A 19386-nucleotide genomic window follows, 5' to 3' on the forward strand; every position below is an offset into this window, starting at 1 on the left:
AAACCGTTTTCGCACCGCCCTTCAGCCCTGGCATTCATGTCGTTAATGGCGGCCTTTGTCGCGCTGGCCGCCGGCCAGGCCCGGGCCCAGTCCTTTTGCGCCAGCGACGGCCAGCCCAGGCCTGCGCAGCTGCTGGAACGCTTTATCAACGCCAATTGCGAAAGCTGCTGGGCCGATCCGGCCACACCCAAAGCCGCGGCCGGCCAGCTGGCGCTGGACTGGGTGCTGCCCGGCGACAAGGGCGAGGATGCGCCGCTGTCGGCCGTGGCCGCGCGCGAGGCATTGGACCGCCTGGCGGCGCTTCGCCAGGGCCCGCCCGCGCAAACCCTGGCCAGCACGCGGCCGGTCCAGGGACTCAAAGGTGCAAGCCTGCGTGTGGCCCACGGCCTGCCGCTCAGCGGCTACCTGGGCACCTCGATTGAACTCAAGCCCATCCCGGCCGCGGCCAAAGGCCGGCAGTGGACGGCCTGGCTGGCCCTGGTCGAGACCCTGCCGGCGGGCACCGAAGGCTCGCCGGTGGAGCGCAACCTGGTCAGGAATGTGCTGCAAACGCCCTGGGACGGCCGCAAGCCTCTGGCGAAGGGCTCACCCAACCGTTTCTTCGATGCGCGCTCCATGAGCATCGCGCAAGGCGCCAACCCCGAACGCATGCGGGTGCTGGGCTGGGTGGAGGATGACAAAGGCCGGGTGCTGGCCGCCGCTCAATCCCGCTGCACGCCTCAAAAATAATTTGCGCCCTTTAACCCCTTTGCTGCGCGAGCCCCGTTTCAGGGTGCATCGCCAACAACAAGGGGTTTCCATGCCACACGGCTACACCGCACGCATCGCCATCCGTTTTCTCCAGGCCGCCATGGCCGTCTGCCTCAGCCTGCCGGCGCTGGCGCTCAGCCCGGTCGCGCAGCCTCCCCAGGCCCTCAAATTCATGCCGCCGCCCGACTGGCGGCCGCCGGTGATTGCCGTCAACGCCAACACGGGCCAGCCCATCCAACTGCGCGCGGCTTCCATCGAGGTCGACCTCTTCGGCGACCAGGCGCGCACCAGCGTGGAGCTGCGCCTCTTCAATCCCAACCATCGCGTGCTCGAAGGCGAGCTGCAATTCCCGCTGCAGGAGGGCCAGGTGGTGACCGGCTTCGCGCTGGACGTCAATGGCCGGCTGCGCGACGCGGTGCCGGTGCCCAAGGCCAAGGGCCAGGAAATCTTCGAGGACATACGCCGCCGGCGCGTGGACCCGGGGCTGCTGGAAGCCGCGGCCGGCAACCAGTACAAGCTGCGTGTCTACCCGATCCCGGCCATGGGCGAGCGCCGCGTCGTCATCACCTTCACCGAAACCCTGGCGCGCCGGCTGGATGCCGGCGTGCTCAGGGTGCCGCTGGCGTTCGCATCCAGCGTGGGCCAGCTGCAGGTCAAGGTGCGCGCCCACGGCGCCGCCCGCCAGGACCTGCAACTGCTGCAAGCCCCTGCCGGCACCGAACTGGACGCCAACGCCACCGGTATGGAGCTGAGCCTGCAGAAAACCCAGTGGCAGGCACCCCAGGGCCCGTCGGGCTGGCTGCAACTGGCGCTGCGCCGCACGGGCAAGCCGCAGGTTATGGTGGGCGAGACCGGCGGCAAAACGTTTTTTGCCGGGCAGGTCGATGTGCGCGACGAATTGGTGAGGCGGCCCCTCCCCGCACACATTGCACTGGTGTGGGACGCCTCGGCCTCGGCCGCCGCGCAAACCCGCGTGCTGCCGGTGCTGGATGCCTATTTCCGCAAGCTGGGCAAACCCGTCAAGCTCAGCCTGCTGGTGGTACGCAACAAGGTCGAAGCCGTGCGTAGCTTCACGCTGGCGCCGGGGCGCTTTGACGAACTGGCCGATGTATTGCGTGCCGAGCCTTTCGACGGCTCCAGCAATTTCGACGACCTGCCGATTCCCGCCGACGTGGACACCACGCTCATGGTGACCGACGGCCTGATGACGGACGGCAAAAAACTCATTCGCTACAGCCACACGGCGCCGGTGATGGTGATCAACGGCGCCGCTTCCGCCGACATGGCGCGGCTGGCCCGGCTGGCGGACCGCACTGGCGGCGCGCTGGTGGACGCCGCGCTGCAGTCGCCCGACGAAGGCGCGCAGGCCATGCTGATGCACGGCTGGCGCATCGAGAAACTGTCCAGCCTGTCCGCGCGGCAACTCGTGACACCGACGACGCGCGTGAGCCAGGGCCGCATCGCGGTGGCGGGTGAGCTGCTGGACAGCCAGGCCCGCATCGACGTCACGCTGGTCCACCCGGACGGCCACAGGCGCACGCTGGCACTGCAAGTCGATGCCAAACCCGTAAGCGGCCATTGGCCCGGCCAGCAATGGGCCCAGTGGCGCAGCGCCGAGCTGGCCGAGAACGCGAGCCTCAACACCGGCGAACTGCAACGCATTGCGGCGGCGCATGGCATCGTGGGCCCCAACAGCTCGCTGATCGTGCTGGAGCTGGCCTCCGACTATGCGCGCTACAACCTCCCCGCCCCGCCCGAGCTGGCCGATGAAGTGGCCCGGCTGGGCCAGCAACAGCTCGCGCAGGCCACACAGACACGGCAGGCGCACATGGAAACCCTGGTGAGGCAATTTGACGAAACGCAGCGCTGGTGGGACAGGGACTTTCCCAAGAACACGCCCAAACGTGCCGAGCCCAAGGAAGAGAAGCTGATCAGCCAGGGCGGGGTGAGTGCCTTGGGCAGCGTCTCCGATACGGCGCGCTCGCGCGAGCAAGCCCCGGCTGCACCGGCGGTAGCGGCCCGCTCCTTCGCGCCCGCCGCTCCCGCTGCCGCGTCACCTGTGGCCGCCGAGGCGCGCGCCGACGCCATGGACAAGCGCAACGCCAAAGCGATGCCCGCGGCCGCGCCCGCTCCCACCATCGCGCTGCAAGCCTGGGTGCCCGACGCACCCTACATGAAGCGCCTGCAGAACGCGGGCAAGGACGAGCTCTACCGCGTCTACCTCGACGAACGCGCCGCCTGGCTCAGCAGCAGCTCTTTCTACATGGATGCGGCCGGCGTGTTCTTTGACCGCGGCCTGCCCGAACTGGGACTGCGCGTGCTCTCCAACCTGGCCGAGATGAACCTGGAAAATCGCCAGCTGCTGCGCCTTTACGCCTACCGCCTGGTGCAGGCGCGCCGCAACGACCTGGCCGTGCCGGTGTTTGAACGTATCAGCGAACTGGCGCCCAACGAGCCGCAATCCTGGCGCGACCTGGGCCTGGCGCTGGCCGAAAGCGGCCAGCCGCAGCGCGCCGTGAACGCCCTGTGGGAAGTCGTGTCGCAGCCCTGGAACGGCCGCTTCGCCGGCATCAACATGATCGCGCTGGCCGAGCTCAACGCGATTGCCGCGCAGGCCTCTACAAGCACCACCAGCGGCCAGCCGGCGCTGGACCTGGGCCGCGTGGACACACGCCTGCGCCGCAACCTGCCGCTGGCCCTGCGCGTGGTGATGGCCTGGGACAGCGACGACACCGACATCGACATGTGGGTGAGCGACCCCAATGGCGAAAGGGCGAGCTACGCCAACCGCCTGACCTACCAGGGGGGTGCCATGAGCCCGGACGCCAGGGGCGGCTACGGCCCCGAGGCGTTTTCACTCAAGGCGGCCAAGCCCGGCAAGTACGGCGTGGAGGCGCAGTTCTACGGCCACCGCCAGCAGGTGCTGTCGGCCGGCACCACGGTGATGGTGCGCGTGACGACTGGGTTCGGCACGCCGCAGGCACGCGATGAATGGACCACCTTGCGGCTCGCGCGCGGCCAGGAGACCGTGCGCGTGGCCGAGGTCGAGGTGCGCTGACGCCTCGCCTCAAAAAACAAGATGCCACTATGCATATAAAGGCTATACCGCTTTGGCGGGTACCGCCCGCATGAGAGGCGCATAGAATCAATCACCGGGCCCAAGCAATTGCGCCCGGTTTTTTGTTTCAGCCTTGCCCTTGCCGCAAGCGCTCGCAAACAAAGCCGGTCCAGTCCAAGCGCCTTCTGTTCTTCAACAGTTTTTTCAAAGGCTTGGGAATCATGGAAATCTTCGACTACGACAACATCCTGCTGCTGCCGCGCAAATGCCGCGTGGAGAGCCGTTCAGAGTGCGACGCCAGCGCGACGCTGGGCGGGCGCAGCTTCCGCATCCCGGTGGTGCCGGCCAACATGAAGACGGTGGTCAACGAGGAGATCTGCGCCTGGATGGCGAAGAACGGCTACTTCTACGTGATGCACCGCTTCGACCTGGACAACGTCCAGTTCGTGAAAGACATGAAGGCCCGCGGCGCCTACGCGTCCATCTCGCTGGGCGTGAAAAAACCCGACTATGACACGGTGGACCGCCTGGCGGCCGAGGGCCTGGTGCCCGAGTACATCACCATCGACATCGCGCACGGCCACGCCGACACGGTGCAGAAAATGATCGCCTACCTCAAGCAGAAGCTGCCGGCCTCCTTCGTGATCGCCGGCAACGTGGGCACGCCCGAGGCCGTGATAGACCTGGAAAACTGGGGCGCCGACGCGACCAAGGTCGGCATAGGCCCGGGCAAGGTCTGCATCACCAAGATGAAGACCGGCTTCGGCACCGGCGGCTGGCAGCTCTCGGCGCTCAAGTGGTGCGCGCGCGTGGCCACCAAACCCATCATTGCCGACGGCGGCATACGCGAGCATGGCGACATCGCAAAATCGGTGCGCTTCGGCGCGACCATGGTGATGATAGGTTCCATGCTCGCCGGCCTGGAAGAAAGCCCGGGCAAGACCGTCGAGGTCGACGGCAAGCTCTTCAAGGAGTACTACGGCAGCGCCTCGGACTTCAACAAGGGCGAGTACAAACACGTCGAAGGCAAGCGCATCCTGGAGCCCGTCAAGGGCACGCTGGCCGACACGCTGCGCGAGATGGAGGAAGACATCCAGAGCTCCATCAGCTACGCGGGCGGCACCAGGCTGCTGGACATCCGCAAGGTCAACTACGTCACCTTGGGCGGCGACAACGCGGGCGAACACCTGCTGATGTAAGTCCTGCCTAGCTGCGGGTCGCGCCCAGTCCCAGCAGGTCCAACGCCAGGCTGTGCAACCGATGGTCCGTCTCGGCCAGCGCATCCAGCGCGCTGAAATGGTTGCGGCGCAAATGCGATTCACAGACCGGCACGACGCCCTCGCCCCAGGCCTGCTGGATCAGCAGGTTCTGGCGCAGGAATTCCCCGCTTTCATCGGCCCCCGCCACGCTGTAGAGCGTGCCGCGGCGCGGGGCCGGCAGCAGTGCCGGGCTGGCTTTGGCCACCTGCTCGGGCGTGAGCTTGAGCGAGTCCTTGACGAAGGGCGCATGGCGCATCGGCTCCAGGTCGTAAATGCCTGAAATCGACAGCGCATTCTTCACCAGGTCCGACGGCAGGTCGCCCGCATAAGCTTTCCAGTCGCAGAGCAGCAGCATGGCCGCCAGGTGGCCGCCGGCCGAGTGCCCGGCCACCGTGATGCGGCTGGGGTCGCCGCCGTAGCGGGCGATGTGGCGCCAGGTCCAGGCCAGGGCCTTGACCATCTGCATCGTGATGTCGGGAATCGTCACCGCCGGACACAGGGCGTAGTTGGGCACGACCACACAGGCGCCTGCCTCTGTGAAAGGAGGCACGATGAAGGAATGGTCGGATTTATCGAGCGCGCGCCAGTAACCGCCGTGGATGAACACCAGCACCGGGGCGCCCTTTCCCGCTTTGACGCCTTGCGTGCCAAAGCCGCCCGCCGGAAACACATCCAGCGTTTCGCCCGCATGGTTGCCGTAGGGCACATCCACCTGGCAGGGCAGGCGCTTGCGAACCGCTTGTGAATCCTCGGCCCAGCGCGCGAAATAGGCCGGGTGGTCGGGCACCAGCGCGCGGTTGTTGTACATGCGGTCCAGCCAGGCGGGATCAAATGGGTTCATTGTTGTTCTCCTGAAAAGTGGCAAATAGCATTCAGCGGCCGCCATCTTGGCACAGCCGGGCCTGCAGGCCGGCGGCTGCGGGTAAACCCGGAATCCTTTATCGCCCAGATCGGCGTATTCTGTATACAGAGTACAGATATGACTTCCCAACTGATCAAAATCGAATCCACCCCCGACCTGGTCGACCAGGTCTACCGCAACCTGCTGGACGCCATCAGCGAAGGTTCGCTGGCGCCCGGTGCGCGCATCACGCAGGAAGAGATTGCCGCGCAACTGGCGGTCTCGCGCCAGCCGGTGCTGCAGGCCCTGCGCCTGCTCAAGAAAGACGGTTTTGTGCTGGACGCGCCCGGCCGCGGCGTGCTGGTCGCGCCGCTGGACGTGGCCTCGCTGGTGCAGATTTACCAGGTACGCAGCGCGCTCGACGCGCTGGCCGCCCGGCTGGCGGCGCAGGCCCGCGCCCGGCTGGACCCGCAGTTGGTCAGCCAGGGCCGCAAAGCCGCGCGCGGCAGCGACGTCAAAGCCATGATGGCGGCCGACGCGCGCTTTCACGCGGCGATTTATGAAGCCTCGGGCAACCCGCTGATCGCCCAAAGCGCCCAATTGCACTGGCACCACATACGCCGCGCCATGGGCGCCGTGCTGCAGGTGTCGACCATGCGCGAATCGATCTGGGACGAACACGAGGCGATCGCCGAAGCCATCGCCGCCGGCGACGCGGACAAAGCCGAAGCACTGATACGCGAGCACGGCGAAGAAGCCGGCCACAACCTGGCGGCCTTGCTGTCCAGCGCGCTGGGCCGGCCCGCCGCCTCCCCTGCCCCCTGAAGCGCCGAACAACCACCGAAGGAGACACGTGATGAGACTGAGCCCTGAACAACTCGCGCAATTCGACCGCGACGGCTACCTGTTTTTCCCCGGCCTGTTCACGCCGGAAGAAACCCGCGCGCTCAACGAAGCCGTGCCCGAGCTCTACGAGCGGCGCGAGGACTACAACATCCGCGAAAAAGGCAAGGATGCGGTGCGCACCAATTTCGCGGCGCACATGTACAGCGACCCGTTCGCCCGGCTCGCGCGGCACCCGCGCATGATAGAGCCGGTGGAAGACCTGCTGGGCGAGCAGCTCTACATGCACCAGTTCAAGATCAACGGCAAGATGGCCTTTGAAGGCGACGTCTGGCAGTGGCACCAGGACTACGGCACCTGGCTCAACGACGACATGATGCCGACCGAGCGCGCGATGAACGTGGCCATCTTCCTGGACGACGTGACCGAGCACAACGGCCCGCTGATGTTCATCCCCGGCAGCCACAAAAAAGGCGTGGTCGATGCGAAGCACGACCTCACCACCACCAGCTACCCACTCTGGACGGTTGACAACGACCTGATACGCCAGCTGGTGCAACGCGCCGGCGGCAAGCAAGGCGGCATCGTCAGCCCCAAGGGCCCGGCCGGCTCCATGATCCTGTTCCACTCCTGCCTGGTCCATGCTTCGGGCAGCAACCTCTCGCCCTTCAATCGGGTCAGCGTCTACCTGAGCCTGTGCGCCGTCAGCAACCACATCCGCCGCCACAAGCGCCCCGAATACATCGCCCACCGCGACTTCACACCCATCAGCTGCCTGCCCGACGACTGCCTGCTGAAAGACTACCCGGTGGACCTGCCGTGGAAAGACGGCGTGCCGGCTTCGGCGCTGCAGACTTCCATGGAGGAAATCACGCCCGAACGCAAGGCGGCCTGATCTCATGAACCTCTACACAAAGCTCCAGCAACGCGCAGCGGAAAACAAGCCGGTGCGCATCGGCCTGATAGGCGCCGGAAAGTTCGGCTCCATGTACCTCGCGCAAATCCCGCGTACGCCGGGTGTGCACCTGGTCGCCATCGCCGACCTCTCGCCCGACGCGGCACATACAAACCTCGCGCGCGTGGGATGGAAGCCCGAGATGGCCCAGGCCGTTTCGGCGCAGGCGGCGATCAAAGCCGGCACGACCTGGATCACCGACGACTGGCAGGCCGTGGTCACGCATCCGCAGATCGACATCATCGTGGAATGCACCGGCAACCCGATCGCCGCGGTGGAGCATTGCCTGCAGGCCTTTGCGCACGGCAAGCATGTGGTCAACGTCACGGTGGAGGCCGACGCTTTTTGCGGCCCGCTGCTGGCGCGCAAGGCGGCCGAGGCCGGCGTGGTGTATTCGCTGGCCTTTGGCGACCAGCCGGCGCTGATCTGCGACCTGGTGGACTGGGCTCGCACCTGTGGTTTCCCGGTGGTGGCGGCGGGCCGCGGCCACAAATGGCTGCCGCATTTTTGCGAATCCACGCCCGAGACGGTCTGGGGCAACTACGGCCTGACGCCCGAGCAAGCCGCGCGCGGCGGGCTGAACCCGAAAATGTTCAACAGCTTTCTCGACGGGTCCAAGCCCTCCATCGAATCGACCGCCGTGGCCAATGCTACGGGTCTGACGGTGCCCAGCAACGGCCTGCTCTACCCGCCGGCCAGCGTGGAAGACATTCCCTACGTGACACGCCCCATCAGCGAAGGCGGCGTGCTGGAGCGCAAGGGCATGGTGGAGGTCATCTCGTCACTGGAAGCCAACGGCCGCAAGATTCCCTATGACATCCGCATGGGCGTCTGGGTCACCGTCGAGGCGGAGACCGACTACATCAAGAACTGCTTTGAGGAATACAACGCCCACACCGACCCGAGCGGGCGCTACTTCACGCTGTACAAGCGCTGGCACCTGATAGGCCTGGAGGTCGGCGTGTCGGTCGCGAGCGTCGCGCTGCGCGGCGAACCGACGGGCGTGGCGACCTGCTGGAACGCCGACGTGGTGGCCACGGCCAAACGCGACCTGCAACCCGGCGACATGCTGGACGGCGAAGGCGGCTACACCGTCTGGGGCAAGCTGCTGCCGGCCAACACTTCCATGAAGATAGGCGGCCTGCCGCTGGGCCTGGCGCACCAGGTCAAGGTGGTGCGCGCGGTCAAGAAAGGCCAAAGCCTGAGCTGGAACGATGTGGCCATGGACACCTCCACCCCCGCCTACACGGTGCGCCGGGAAATGGAAGCCATGTTCGCACCGGCGCTGAAAAAAGCCGCGTAAAAAAGCGTCCGGAAACGCCGCCTAGAAAGCTCGCTGACAGCCTTCTCGCGCCGCGTGCTTCATGATGGCTGAAAGCCATTTTGAGGACACGAATGACCACCGCCAGCGACACGCCCCTTCCCCGCATTGCCTTCCTGGGCACGGGCATCATGGGGCTTCCCATGGCCAGGCGCCTCGGCGAGGCCGGCTACGCACCGCAGGTGTGGAACCGCACGCCGGCCAAGGCCGGGCCGCTGGCCGCGCTGGGCGCGGTGGTCCATGCACGGGCCGAAGCCGCGGTGGCCGGGGCCGACATCGTCATCAGCATGCTGGAAAGCGGCCCGGTGGTCGAAGCCGTGCTGTTCACGCAGGGCGTGGCCGCCGCGATGAAGCCGGGCGCGCTGTTTCTCGACATGGCGTCCATCCAGCCACGCGAAGCACGCGACCATGCGGCGCGCCTGGGCGCGCTGGGCATTTCCCACCTCGATGCGCCTGTGTCGGGCGGCCCCGGCGGTGCGGAAAGCGGCACGCTGGCCATCATGGCCGGCGGCAAGGCAGAAGACTTCGCGAAGGCCCTGCCGGTGCTGAAGCACTTCGGGCACGCGACCCACGTGGGCCCGCACGGCAGCGGCCAGCTCACCAAGCTGGCCAACCAGATGATTGTGGGCATCACCATAGGCGCGGTGGCCGAGGCGCTGCTGTTCACCTCGCGCGGCGGGGCCGACATGGCAAAAGTCAGGGAAGCCATCACCGGCGGCTTTGCCGACAGCCGCGTGCTGCAGTTGCACGGCCAGCGCATGCTGGAGCGCGACTTCGCGCCGCGCGCCCGCATGGACATCCAGCTCAAGGACATGCGCAACGCGCTGGCGACCGCGCAGGAGATCGGCTTTGAGGCGCCCATCACGGCGCTGTTCGAGCGGCTTTACGCCGAAGGCGTGGAGAACGGCCTGACCGACCTGGACCAGTCGGCGCTCTTTGTCGAACTGGCCAGCCGCAACGGCATGAGCTGAAGGCCTCCGTCGGACAACCCCGTTCAGGAGCCCAGCATGTTGACGCGCACATGCACCAGGTGGCCCACGCAGAGCTCCCTGGCGCGCACCGCATCGCGCTGCTGCAGCGCTTCCACCAGGCTGCGGTGTTCGCGCTGGTAGTCCAGCCGGCGCTCTGGCGTGGCGCTGCGACGCTTGAGCATGCCCCACTCGGCATCGGAGCGCGCCTGGTTCATCATGCGAAAGACGCCGGAGATAAAGCTGTTGTGCGCGGAGTCGGCGATGACCTCATGCAGCAGGCTGTCCCAGCGCTCGAAGTCTTCCAGCGTGGTGGCTGCTTCGGCCTTGGTGCAGCATTCGTGCATGCGCTCGAAGTCGGCTGAGTTGGCATTGCCTATCACCATCTCGATGATGGCCGGCTCCAGCGCCAGCCGGGCGCTCATGAGTTCGGCCGGGCTGGCCGAGCGCACCGGCCCGCCTTCGGCCATGGCGGCCAGCGACTCGGCGATGTGCGCGCTGACATAAGTGCCGCTGCCCACCGTCTGGGTGATCAGGCCCCGCTCCTTCAAACCCGCCAGCACGCGGCGAACGGCCGCGCGGCTCAGGCCGCTTTGCTCGCTGAAGCTGCGCTCGGTCGGAATGCGGTGGCCCGCGCGCCATTTGCGCGACTTCAGGTTGTCGAGGATGGCTTCCTGCAGGGCTGTTGCGCTGTTCATAGGCTGGGTCGAGGTGGTGTGAACAGGGAAATGGGGGATCGGTCCCGATGATAGCGGCCTGTGGGCTAAGGCCGCGTGATTAGCTAAATTGGTTCTGATTGGTTTATTCGTATTTTCCGCTAAATCATCTCTTAAAAGTAGGTGTTTTCCCGAAAAATGACGCCGAACTTGCGCAGCCTGGTTGCATATTGGTATTACTTGGTTCTACGATGGCCAAGATCAAAACGCCGCAACGAGGCCTCAACCGGAGGCCGGTACGGCCCGCCACAGGAGACAAGATTTGCGCATCGCGACTTTCCAATACCAAGGCCGGCGGCACGTCGGCCGCGTTTCGAGTGACGGCCAGAACGTCACGCCGTTTGACCTGGCGCCCGAGCAGGCGCGCACTGGCGCATTGCCGCTCATCATGGCTGGAGGCGACCTCGCGCAAGCCGCCTTGCAAGGCAGCGGAACCATCGCCATCAGCACTGTCAGGCTGGAAGCACCCCTGCCGCTGCCGCGCCGCAATATCTTTTGCGTGGGCCGCAACTACCACGCCCACGCCAAGGAGCTCTCCGCCTCGGTTTTCAAAGACAACAATGCCAATCCCGAATCCTGGCCCATCGTCTTCACCAAGGTGCCGGAATGCGTGGTCGGGCCGCATGACGACGTGGTGTTGCCGATCGGCGTATCGGAGCAGATCGACTATGAATCGGAGCTCGCCGTCGTCATCGGCAAGGGCGGCCGCAACATTTCGCGCGCAGAGGCCATGGGGCATGTGTTCGGCTACACCATCGTCAACGACGTGACCGCGCGCGACGTGCAGATGCGCCACCAGCAATGGGACCTCGGCAAGTCCTTCGACACCTTTTGCCCCATGGGCCCGTGGATCGTCACGGCTGATGAACTCGACGGCAGGCGCACCCGCGTGCGCGGCTGGGTCAACGGCGAACTGCGCCAGGACGGGCAGACCACGGACCTGATCTTCGACATCCCGACGCTGATCGAAACCTGCTCGCGTGGCATCACCCTGTACCCCGGCGACGTGATCGCCACGGGCACACCGGCCGGCGTGGGCATGGGCATGACGCCGCCGCGCTACCTCAAGGCGGGCGACATGGTGCGCGTCGAGATCGACGGCCTAGGCGCGATTGAAAACCGCTTTGTGTAGATGTAGTTTTTGAGCTTGTGTTTTTGAACAAGGCGCCGCGAAGCGCCATAACAGGAGACATTGATGAGCGACGTGAAGGTGACGTGGACGGGCGGCGTGGAACACTGGACCCACAAAAAGACGCCGGAGGGCGACATCAAGCTCTTCCTCTGGGAGAAAAAGGCCTCGCCCAAGGTGCCGCATGCGGGCACGATCTTTTTTGTGCACGGCTCGTCGATGGCCTCGCAGCCGACCTTCGACCTGCACGTGCCGGGCCGGCCGCATTCATCGGCCATGGACTGGTTCGCCGACCATGGCTTTGACACCTGGACCATGGACAACGAGGGCTACGGCCGGTCCGACAAACACCGCGACATCAACTTCGACATCAGCAATGGCGCAGACGACCTGGCCGCCGGCACCGAATATGCGATGAAGGTATCCGGCGCCAAATCGCTGCTGATGTACGGCATTTCATCGGGCGCGCTCAAGGCGGGGCTGTTCACCGAACGGCACCCGGAGCGCATCGCCAAGGTGGCGCTGGACGCTTTTGTGTGGACCGGCGAAGGCAGCCATACGCTGGAGCAGCGCAAGAAAAAACTGCCGGAATTCCTGGCCAAGAACCGGCGTCCGATTGACCGGCCCTTTGTGCACAGCATCTTCCAGCGCGACCATCCCGACACGGTAGAGCAGCGGGTAGTCGAGGCTTTTGCCGATGCCATCCTGACGCTGGACGATTCCATGCCCACAGGCACTTACGTCGACATGTGCTCCAAACTGCCGCTGCTGGACCCGAAAAAACTGACCGTGCCCACCATCATCCTGCGCGGCGAATACGACGGCATCGCCGGCATGGACGACCTGATCGACTACTTCAAGCTGCTGCCCAACATGAACAAGCAGTTCAGCGTGATGCGCGGGATTTCGCACGCGAGCTTCCAGCAGAAGAACTACATGATGGTCTACCAGATCCTGCACAGCTTTTTCACCATGCCCGAGCCTTCCTACAAGGGGTAGCGCCATGAAAATTCTCCACAAATCCGCCTTGCTCGGTGCCGCCTTGTCGCTGGCCATGGGCACGGCGTGGGCGCAGGCTTATCCGAACAAGCCGGTCAAGCTCATCGTCCCGTTCGCGCCCGGCGGTTTCACCGACGTGGTGGCACGCATCCTGGGCCAGAAGCTGTCGGTCGCCATGGGGCAGCAGTTCGTCGTCGAGAACAAGGCCGGCGCGGGTTCCACCATAGGCACGGACTTCGTCGCCAAGGCCGCGCCCGACGGCTACACGCTGGTGATGATCTCCACCACGCACGTGATCAGCCCGTGGATTTACAAAACCATGCCCTATGACCCGATCAAGAGTTTCACGGTGGTCTCCAAGCTGGTCGACTCGCCTTACGTGTTGCTGGTCAACCCCAAGGTGCCGGCCAGCAACGTGAAGGAACTGGTGGCCCTGGCCAAGGCCGCGCCGGAGACGATTCACTATGCGTCGTCGGGCAACGGCAGCTCCCAGCACCTGATGGGCGGGCTGTTTGTGTCGATGACGGGTGCCCCGCTCAAACACGTGCCCTACCGCGGCAGCGGCGGCGCGGCGACCGACCTGGTGGCGGGCGTGGTGGAAACCAGTTTCGCGGGTGTACCCAACGCGCTGTCGCAGGTGCCGCAGGGCCGGCTCAAGGCCTTCGCGGTGACCACGGCCAAACGCATTCCGCAGCTGCCCGATGTGCCGACCATGCAGGAAGCCGGCGTGCCGGGTTACGAGGCTTCGGTCTGGCTGGCCTTGCTGGCCCCTGCGGGCACGCCGAAAGAGATCGTCAACAAGCTCAATTCGGAGATTGCCAAGCTGATGAACACGCCGGACACCAGGAAGGCTTTGTACGATGCGGGCGTGGAGCCCACGCCGTCTACGCCTGAGGCGATGTCCGACTACATGGTCAAGGAAATGGACCGCTGGGGCAAGGTCGTGAAGGACATCGGCATCAAGGTCGAATAGGCGCCGCGCTAAGCGCCCACGGGACCATAAAAAAAGCCGCCGCAGACATTGCCTGCAGCGGCTTTTTGCTTGGCGGTGATTATTTAAAAATCAATCGCGAAAGGGCTTGGAGAACTTGCCGGGTTTCTTGGCCGCATCGCGGGGCACAAACACCTTGCCGGCAGGCTTGGCAAAACCAGGCTTGCGGTTGGCGAAGTCAGGGCGCGGCGCGAAGCCCTCGTTGCGGGGGGCGAAGCCTTCATTGCGCGGGGCAAAATTGCGGTCATCGCGCTGGGCGAAACCGCCGTTGTTGTTGCCGCCGCCGAAGCCGCGGTCGTCCTGGCGACGCGGGCCGCGGTCATTGAAGCCCGAACGGTCTGCGTAGTTGTTGCCGCCTTGCGGTGCGGGAGGACGGCCCTGGAAGGCGCCGCGGTCACCGCGATCGCCACCACGGTCGTCGCGGTTGTTGCCAAAGCCGGCAAAGCCGCCATTGCCAAAACCACCTGCCGGCTTGCGGCCGGCATAGCCGCCACGGTCACCACCGCCGCCGCCGAAGCTGCGGCCGCCGCGGTCACCGCCGAAGTTGCCGCGAGGGCGCTCGGAGGTGGGGGCAAAGCGCTGCTGCGGCTCCAGGCCGGCGATCACGCTGGGCTTGAGGTTTTGCTGCATGTAGTGCTCGATGTCCTGGATCTTGCGGCGGTCGCGGAACTCGGCGATGGTCATGGCCTTGCCTTCGCGGCCTGCACGGCCGGTACGGCCGATGCGGTGCACATAGTCTTCGGCTTTCATCGGCAGGCCGTAGTTGATCACGTGGGTGATGGTGGGAACGTCCAGGCCGCGGGCGGCCACGTCGGTCGCCACCAGTATCTGCACGCGGCCGTCGCGGAAAGCCATCAGGCGGCGGTTGCGCAGGCCTTGGCCCAGCGCGCCGTGCAGCGCCACGGCGCTGAAACCTTCTTGCACTAGGTCGTTGGCAAGGCCGTCGCATTCAACCTGGGTGCTCGCAAACACGATGGCCTGGTTGATGGTGGTGTCGCGCAGCATGTGATCCAGCAGCTTGCGCTTGTGGGTCATGTTGTCGGCCCACAGCAGCGACTGCGTGATGGACGTGTGTTTTTCGTGCGGCGAGTCGATTTCGACGCGCTGCGGCGTGCGCATGACACGGGTGGCCAGTTGCATGATGCGGGGTGCAAACGTGGCGCTGAACATCATGGTCTGCTTGCGCTCGATCGTGAGCTGGTTGACTTCCGTCAGGTCGTCGGCAAAACCGAGGTCCAGCATGCGGTCGGCTTCGTCAACGACGAGGAACTGCACCTGGTCCAGCTTGATCTGCATGCTGCGCTGCAGGTCGAGCAGGCGGCCGGGCGTAGCGACCACGAGGTTGGCGTTCTGCAGCTTGGCGATTTGCAGCTGGTAAGGGATGCCGCCCACGACGTTGGCGATGCGCAGGCCGCGGCAATGGCGGACCAGGTCGATCGCGTCGGCGCAGACCTGCTGGGCCAGCTCGCGCGTGGGGCACAGGATCAGCGCGCCGGGCGTGGCGGCCTTGAAGTTGCGGGGGCTGGTCGGGTCTTTGCGCTTGGGCTTTTTCAGGGGCGCTTCGCCGCGGGCGACGGCCTCTGCGCTCAGGCGCTCAAACTCGGAACGCTCAAAGCGCTCGGCTTCTTCCTGCTGCATGAGCAGGGTGTGCAACACGGGCAACAGGAAAGCGGCGGTCTTGCCGCTGCCGGTCTGGCTGGAAACCAGCAGGTCGGTGAACTTGGTGGCCTTGGGGTCGGCATCCAGGGCCTGCATGGCCTTGGGGATGGTGGCCATCTGCACGGCGGTGGGCTTGGTGAAGCCCATGTCGGCGACGGCCTGCAGCAGTTCCTTGGCCAGGCCAAGCGCTACAAAACCGTTGGGCTCGGCGACGATGGCGTCGAGCGAAGTTGGAGTTGCTTCAAGCGCATCGGAAAAATCCGGAGCGGCGTTGAAACCGGTGTCGTTGTTGTTGTCGGCGGCAATGGCTTCGGGCAAAAAGTCGCCACGTGCCTCAAAAGAGTCAGTCATGTGTTTCTCACTAATCACCTGTCCGCAGCGCTTTTGGCGAGGGAACAGGAAACTTCACCTCCCGCGATGCGGAAGGCTTCGTTCATGGTTAATAAAACATCAACCATCAAACGAATATGCGGCTCAGGCGGCAGAACTGTGCCTGAAGCGGTGACTCCGTTGTGGAGTCCAAAAGTGTGAGGTAGATGTACAAATGCAGCGCACCCTGTGCAACTGCAAGCCCACGATTATAGCGCGCTTTGCGGGTTTCTACCAGTCCTCCGTTGGTTAACGGCCATTGCCGCCTTCCTTCGCTCTCATTTCAGGAGCAGATAGCGTATGCCCAGCCTCACGAAATCGGGAAATGATCGGGAATCACTTCAGGAAATGTTCCCGGTAATGCTCCAGCTCGTCGATGGATTCGTGCACGTCGGCCAGCGCCGTGTGGCTTTGGCGCTTCTTGAAAGCGCTGTAGACCTCGGGCCGCCAGCGCTTGGCCAGCTCCTTGAAGGTGCTGACGTCGACGTTGCGGTAGTGCAGAAAGGCCTCCAGCTTGGGCATGTACTTGACCAGGAAGCGCCTGTCCTGGCTGATGGTGTTGCCGCACAGGGGCGAGCTGCCCTTGGGAACGTACTGGGCCAGAAAGGCCAGGATCTGCGCCTCGGCATCCGCCTCGCTCACGGTGCTGGCCTTGACCTTGTCGATCAGGCCGCTGCGCCCGTGGGTGCCCTTGTTCCAGCTGTCCATCTGGTCCAGCAATTCGTCGGTCTGATGGATCGCCAGCACAGGACCTTCGATACGCGGCGTGAGCTGTGGGCCGGTGACGATCACGGCGATTTCAATAATGCGCTCTTTTTCCGGGTCCAACCCGGTCATTTCGCAGTCCAGCCAGACGAGGTTCTGGTCTGATTTTTTGAGTGTGGTTTCAATTTCGGGCATGCTCCGATTCTCGCTGATCGCCTAAACTGCCCGCTATGACCGACTATTCGCTTGTTTTCACCGGGGTGTTCTCGGCCATGCTGGTGCTGGGCCTGCTGGCCAAGTTCTACCTGGCTTCGCGGCAGATCCGCCACGTGGCGCGCCACCGCGGCGCCGTGCCCGCGGCCTTTGCCAATACCATCTCGCTCGAAGCGCACCAGAAGGCGGCCGACTACACCATCGCCAAGGCGCGCTTCGGCATGCTGGAGATGGCGTTTGGCGCCGCCGTGCTGCTGGGTTGGACCCTGCTGGGCGGCATAGACGCGCTGAACCAGGCGCTGGCCGGCTCCAGCCTGGGCGCTTACGGCACCCTGCTTCCCCAGCTGGCGCTGCTGGCCGCCTTCGGCCTCGTCAGCGGCGTGCTGGATTTGCCCTTCACGCTGTACAGCACCTTCCGCATCGAGGAACGTTTCGGCTTCAACAAGATGACGTTCAAGCTCTGGCTCGCCGACCTTGTGAAATCAACGCTGGTGGGCCTGGTCATAGGCCTGCCCATCGTGGCGCTGATCCTGTGGCTGATGGGCAGCGCGGGCAGCCTGTGGTGGCTCTGGGCCTGGGGCGCCTGGATGGGTTTCAACCTGCTGGTGCTGGTGCTCTACCCCACCGTCATCGCGCCCATGTTCAACAAGTTCAAGCCGCTCGAAGACGAAGCCTTGAAGGCGCGCGTGACGGCCCTGATGCAGCGCTGCGGCTTTGCGGCCAAGGGACTGTTCGTGATGGACGGCAGCAAGCGCTCCGCCCACGCCAACGCCTACTTCACCGGCTTCGGCGCAGCCAAGCGCGTGGTGTTTTACGACACCCTGCTCAAACAGCTGAGCCCCGGCGAGGTCGATGCCGTATTGGCGCATGAGCTGGGCCATTTCAAGCACAAACACATCATCAAGCGCATCGTCTCGATGTTCGCCATGAGCCTGGCGGGCTTCGCGCTGCTGGGCTGGCTGTCGTCGCAGGTGTGGTTTTATACCGGCCTGGGCGTGCGTCCCAACCTGAACGGCGCCAACGACGCACTGGCCTTGCTGCTGTTTTTGCTGGTGGTGCCGCTCTTCAGCTTTTTTATCTCGCCGCTGTTCGCCCAGTTCTCGCGCAAGCATGAGTTCGAGGCCGACGCCTATGCGGTCGCCCAGACCGACGGCAGGGACCTGCAGAGCGCGCTGCTCAAGCTCTACCAGGACAACGCCAGCACACTGACGCCGGACCCGGTGTTCGTGAAGTTCTACTATTCACATCCCCCGGCCTCCGAGCGGCTGGGCCGCATGACCCCTTCCCTTGAAAGCGCCACGACATGAGCAACCCCATCCACCAGAATCGCCGGGCCCTGAGCGCCACCGAAATCGTCACGCAGCTGAGCAAACTCAACGGTGAGCAGGCATTGGGCTGGCGCCTGATCGACGGCTCGCTGGAAAAAACCTACAGCTTCAAAAACTATTACGAGACCATCGCCTTCGTGAACGCGCTGGCCTTCATCGCCAACGCCGAAGACCACCATCCCGACCTCGCGGTGAGCTACGGCAAATGCACGGTGCGCTTCAACACGCACGATGTGGACGGCGTTTCCGTCAGCGACTTCTTCTGCGCGTCGAAGGTAGACGCCCTGCTGGCTTGAGCAAACCATCGCGCCCCGCCGCGGCCCCGATGGCGGGTACGCAGCCGGGGCTGGTGGTGGCCGGTTTCGGCCGCCACGTGCTGGTGGAAACCGAGGCCGGCGAGCGCCTGATCTGCCACCCGCGCGGCAAAAAAAGCCAGGCCGTGGTTGGCGACCGCATCCGCTGGCTGCCTTCGGAAGACGAGGGCACGATCGAAAAAATCGAGGAGCGCCGTAACCTGTTCTACCGGCAGGACGAGATGCGCACCAAGTCCTTCGCGGCCAACCTGGACCAGGTGCTGATCCTGATCGCCGCCGAGCCCGAATTCTCGGAAAGCCAGCTGACCCGCGCCCTGATCGCCGCCGAAGCCGAAGGCATCACGCCCGTCATCGCGCTGAACAAAAGCGACCTGGGTGAGCCCTTTACCCGCGCCTGGGCCAAGCTGGCACCCTACCGGACCATGGGCTACCGCATGCTGTCGCTCGCGATCAAACCCAAAACGGAAGGCTCCAGGCCGGCGAACACCCAGGCGGCGGAATTGCAGGAACTGGTCGAACTGCTGCGCGGCAAAAAAACCCTGGTGCTGGGCCCATCCGGTGCCGGCAAAAGCAGCCTGACCAACCTGCTGGTGCCCGAGGCGCGCGTGCTCACGGCCGAAATCTCGCAGGCCCTCAACTCAGGCAAGCACACCACCACCAGCACGACGCTGTACTGGGTGGACACCGGCGACGGAAACACACGAACCACGGCGCTGATCGACTCGCCGGGCTTCCAGGAATTCGGCCTGCACCACATCGAACCCATGCGCCTGGCCGGCTACATGCCCGACCTGAAAATCCACGCCCAGGACTGCAAGTTCTACAACTGCACGCACCTGCATGAGCCGGGCTGCGGCGTGATTGCCGAGGTCAATGCGAACGACCACCCGAGCAGCATCAGCGCCAACCGCTACCGGCTGTACAGCGAGCTGTTCGCGGAGCTCTCGCAGAGCCGTTATTGAGAGAAG

Annotated in this window: 17 protein-coding genes; 13 read left to right on the forward strand and 4 right to left on the reverse strand. The window is 64.9% G+C overall.

Annotation, left to right across the window (positions count from 1 at the left end; genetic code table 11):
* Positions 1 to 36: 36 nt before the first annotated feature.
* The 3 genes from ACSQ27_RS23060 to ACSQ27_RS23070 all read left to right on the forward strand — a co-directional run bounded on the left by ACSQ27_RS23060 (position 37) and on the right by ACSQ27_RS23070 (position 5007).
* The gene (locus tag ACSQ27_RS23060) at positions 37 to 729 is read left to right on the forward strand and encodes a hypothetical protein (RefSeq protein WP_436157832.1); all 693 of its coding nucleotides are present in this window, start codon (positions 37 to 39) and stop codon (positions 727 to 729) included.
* A gap of 70 nt (positions 730 to 799) precedes the next feature.
* A complete protein-coding gene (locus ACSQ27_RS23065; RefSeq protein ID WP_436157833.1) occupies positions 800 to 3808 on the forward strand; it encodes a VIT domain-containing protein in 3009 nt (1002 codons plus the stop codon).
* Positions 3809 to 4029: 221 nt separating this feature from the next.
* Positions 4030 to 5007: a GMP reductase gene (locus ACSQ27_RS23070; protein WP_074575624.1), complete on the forward strand. Its 978-nt coding sequence runs from the start codon at positions 4030 to 4032 to the stop codon at positions 5005 to 5007.
* A 7-nt stretch (positions 5008 to 5014) separates the two neighbouring features.
* Here ACSQ27_RS23070 and ACSQ27_RS23075 read toward each other — a convergent pair whose 3' ends face one another.
* The gene (locus ACSQ27_RS23075; RefSeq protein WP_436157834.1) at positions 5015 to 5908 is read right to left on the reverse strand and encodes an alpha/beta hydrolase; all 894 of its coding nucleotides are present in this window, start codon (positions 5906 to 5908) and stop codon (positions 5015 to 5017) included.
* Between the two features lie 138 nt (positions 5909 to 6046).
* Between ACSQ27_RS23075 and ACSQ27_RS23080 the strand changes: the two genes are divergently transcribed.
* From ACSQ27_RS23080 to ACSQ27_RS23095, 4 genes are all read left to right on the forward strand, one after another.
* Complete coding sequence (locus ACSQ27_RS23080; protein ID WP_436157835.1) at positions 6047 to 6733, forward strand: GntR family transcriptional regulator; 687 nt, start codon at positions 6047 to 6049, stop codon at positions 6731 to 6733.
* A 31-nt stretch (positions 6734 to 6764) separates the two neighbouring features.
* A complete protein-coding gene (locus ACSQ27_RS23085) occupies positions 6765 to 7646 on the forward strand; it encodes a phytanoyl-CoA dioxygenase family protein (RefSeq protein WP_436157836.1) in 882 nt (293 codons plus the stop codon).
* 4 nt (positions 7647 to 7650) lie between these two features.
* Positions 7651 to 9009 carry an NAD(P)H-dependent oxidoreductase gene (locus ACSQ27_RS23090; RefSeq protein WP_436157837.1) on the forward strand — a complete coding sequence of 453 codons (1359 nt, stop codon included), beginning with the start codon at positions 7651 to 7653 and terminating at the stop codon, positions 9007 to 9009.
* Between the two features lie 92 nt (positions 9010 to 9101).
* Complete coding sequence (locus tag ACSQ27_RS23095; RefSeq protein ID WP_436157838.1) at positions 9102 to 9998, forward strand: NAD(P)-dependent oxidoreductase; 897 nt, start codon at positions 9102 to 9104, stop codon at positions 9996 to 9998.
* A gap of 23 nt (positions 9999 to 10021) precedes the next feature.
* On the opposite strand, the gene ACSQ27_RS23100 is transcribed toward ACSQ27_RS23095, so the two are convergent.
* Complete coding sequence (locus ACSQ27_RS23100) at positions 10022 to 10693, reverse strand: FadR/GntR family transcriptional regulator (protein WP_436157839.1); 672 nt, start codon at positions 10691 to 10693, stop codon at positions 10022 to 10024.
* A 280-nt stretch (positions 10694 to 10973) separates the two neighbouring features.
* On the opposite strand from ACSQ27_RS23100, the gene ACSQ27_RS23105 reads away from it, so the two are divergent.
* The 3 genes from ACSQ27_RS23105 (at position 10974) to ACSQ27_RS23115 (ending at position 13812) form a co-directional block, all read left to right on the forward strand.
* Positions 10974 to 11843 (forward strand): fumarylacetoacetate hydrolase family protein, encoded by an 870-nt coding sequence (locus ACSQ27_RS23105; RefSeq protein ID WP_436157840.1) that lies wholly within the window; start codon positions 10974 to 10976, stop codon positions 11841 to 11843.
* A 63-nt stretch (positions 11844 to 11906) separates the two neighbouring features.
* On the forward strand, positions 11907 to 12839 hold the full coding sequence (locus tag ACSQ27_RS23110; RefSeq protein ID WP_436157841.1) for an alpha/beta fold hydrolase: 933 nt from the start codon (positions 11907 to 11909) through the stop codon (positions 12837 to 12839).
* 4 nt (positions 12840 to 12843) lie between these two features.
* Positions 12844 to 13812, forward strand: coding sequence for a Bug family tripartite tricarboxylate transporter substrate binding protein (locus ACSQ27_RS23115; protein WP_436157842.1), 969 nt, complete (start codon positions 12844 to 12846; stop codon positions 13810 to 13812).
* A 90-nt stretch (positions 13813 to 13902) separates the two neighbouring features.
* Here ACSQ27_RS23115 and ACSQ27_RS23120 read toward each other — a convergent pair whose 3' ends face one another.
* Positions 13903 to 15840 carry a DEAD/DEAH box helicase gene (locus ACSQ27_RS23120; RefSeq protein ID WP_436157843.1) on the reverse strand — a complete coding sequence of 646 codons (1938 nt, stop codon included), beginning with the start codon at positions 15838 to 15840 and terminating at the stop codon, positions 13903 to 13905.
* Between the two features lie 354 nt (positions 15841 to 16194).
* Positions 16195 to 16758: an oligoribonuclease gene (orn, locus tag ACSQ27_RS23125; RefSeq protein ID WP_436157844.1), complete on the reverse strand. Its 564-nt coding sequence runs from the start codon at positions 16756 to 16758 to the stop codon at positions 16195 to 16197.
* 35 nt (positions 16759 to 16793) lie between these two features.
* Between orn and ACSQ27_RS23130 the strand changes: the two genes are divergently transcribed.
* Genes ACSQ27_RS23130 through rsgA form a run of 3 tightly spaced genes read left to right on the forward strand, consistent with a single transcriptional unit; the run spans position 16794 to position 19380 of the window.
* Complete coding sequence (locus tag ACSQ27_RS23130; protein ID WP_436157845.1) at positions 16794 to 18083, forward strand: M48 family metallopeptidase; 1290 nt, start codon at positions 16794 to 16796, stop codon at positions 18081 to 18083.
* Positions 18080 to 18400, forward strand: coding sequence for a 4a-hydroxytetrahydrobiopterin dehydratase (locus ACSQ27_RS23135; RefSeq protein ID WP_436157846.1), 321 nt, complete (start codon positions 18080 to 18082; stop codon positions 18398 to 18400). The genes ACSQ27_RS23130 and ACSQ27_RS23135 overlap by 4 nt, the downstream gene beginning before the upstream one ends.
* A complete protein-coding gene (gene rsgA, locus ACSQ27_RS23140) occupies positions 18397 to 19380 on the forward strand; it encodes a ribosome small subunit-dependent GTPase A (RefSeq protein WP_436157847.1) in 984 nt (327 codons plus the stop codon). The genes ACSQ27_RS23135 and rsgA overlap by 4 nt, the downstream gene beginning before the upstream one ends.
* Positions 19381 to 19386 lie beyond the last annotated feature (6 nt).

The sequence above is a fragment of the Polaromonas sp. LjRoot131 genome, assembly GCF_964252805.1.
GTDB lineage: Bacteria > Pseudomonadota > Gammaproteobacteria > Burkholderiales > Burkholderiaceae_C > Polaromonas.

What these genes read in the sequence shown, in the direction of transcription:
- ACSQ27_RS23115 (WP_436157842.1), top strand. Translation starts at nt 12,844, where the DNA reads ATGAAAATTCTCCACAAATCCGCCTTGCTCGGTGCCGCCTTGTCGCTG.
- ACSQ27_RS23110 (WP_436157841.1), top strand. Translation starts at nt 11,907, where the DNA reads ATGAGCGACGTGAAGGTGACGTGGACGGGCGGCGTGGAACACTGGACC.
- ACSQ27_RS23060 (WP_436157832.1), top strand. Translation starts at nt 37, where the DNA reads ATGTCGTTAATGGCGGCCTTTGTCGCGCTGGCCGCCGGCCAGGCCCGG.
- ACSQ27_RS23065 (WP_436157833.1), top strand. Translation starts at nt 800, where the DNA reads ATGCCACACGGCTACACCGCACGCATCGCCATCCGTTTTCTCCAGGCC.
- ACSQ27_RS23080 (WP_436157835.1), top strand. Translation starts at nt 6,047, where the DNA reads ATGACTTCCCAACTGATCAAAATCGAATCCACCCCCGACCTGGTCGAC.
- ACSQ27_RS23085 (WP_436157836.1), top strand. Translation starts at nt 6,765, where the DNA reads ATGAGACTGAGCCCTGAACAACTCGCGCAATTCGACCGCGACGGCTAC.
- ACSQ27_RS23135 (WP_436157846.1), top strand. Translation starts at nt 18,080, where the DNA reads ATGAGCAACCCCATCCACCAGAATCGCCGGGCCCTGAGCGCCACCGAA.
- ACSQ27_RS23070 (WP_074575624.1), top strand. Translation starts at nt 4,030, where the DNA reads ATGGAAATCTTCGACTACGACAACATCCTGCTGCTGCCGCGCAAATGC.
- ACSQ27_RS23095 (WP_436157838.1), top strand. Translation starts at nt 9,102, where the DNA reads ATGACCACCGCCAGCGACACGCCCCTTCCCCGCATTGCCTTCCTGGGC.
- ACSQ27_RS23100 (WP_436157839.1), bottom strand. Translation starts at nt 10,693, where the DNA reads ATGAACAGCGCAACAGCCCTGCAGGAAGCCATCCTCGACAACCTGAAG.
- ACSQ27_RS23130 (WP_436157845.1), top strand. Translation starts at nt 16,794, where the DNA reads ATGACCGACTATTCGCTTGTTTTCACCGGGGTGTTCTCGGCCATGCTG.
- orn (WP_436157844.1), bottom strand. Translation starts at nt 16,758, where the DNA reads ATGCCCGAAATTGAAACCACACTCAAAAAATCAGACCAGAACCTCGTC.
- ACSQ27_RS23120 (WP_436157843.1), bottom strand. Translation starts at nt 15,840, where the DNA reads ATGACTGACTCTTTTGAGGCACGTGGCGACTTTTTGCCCGAAGCCATT.
- ACSQ27_RS23090 (WP_436157837.1), top strand. Translation starts at nt 7,651, where the DNA reads ATGAACCTCTACACAAAGCTCCAGCAACGCGCAGCGGAAAACAAGCCG.
- ACSQ27_RS23075 (WP_436157834.1), bottom strand. Translation starts at nt 5,908, where the DNA reads ATGAACCCATTTGATCCCGCCTGGCTGGACCGCATGTACAACAACCGC.